This window comes from Pseudomonas bubulae, from assembly GCF_900618535.1.
GTDB classification, from domain to species: domain Bacteria; phylum Pseudomonadota; class Gammaproteobacteria; order Pseudomonadales; family Pseudomonadaceae; genus Aquipseudomonas; species Aquipseudomonas bubulae.
The window spans coordinates 1-327 of record NZ_UYJA01000022.1; the positions used below are offsets into that span (position 1 = coordinate 1).

Genomic DNA, 327 nt, shown 5'->3' on the forward strand with positions numbered 1-327 from the left:
CAATCACAAATTTTACCTTAGCCTGAATAAACACCAGTGAAAGTGTTATCCAGTCTAACTTTCTATTACATACCCAAATTTTTAAAGAACGATCTAATCAAAAGATCAGAAATCAACATTCACCATCCTTCGATGGAATGCTCATTTCTAAGCTTTACGACAGAAAAACCGCAGATCAACTCTGCAGTTATCGTCTTCTACAATGAATCAAGCAATTCGTGTGGGAACTTATGGAGCAGCTGATGTCGTCGATTAAGGAGGTGATCCAGCCGCAGGTTCCCCTACGGCTACCTTGTTACGACTTCACCCCAGTCATGAATCACACCG

At 41.3% G+C, this 327-nt stretch carries 1 rRNA gene; it reads right to left on the reverse strand.

Annotated features, from left to right (window positions below):
- Positions 1-253: 253 nt before the first annotated feature.
- Positions 254-327 (reverse strand): 16S ribosomal RNA (locus tag PPTH39_RS23470); the annotation flags it as partial.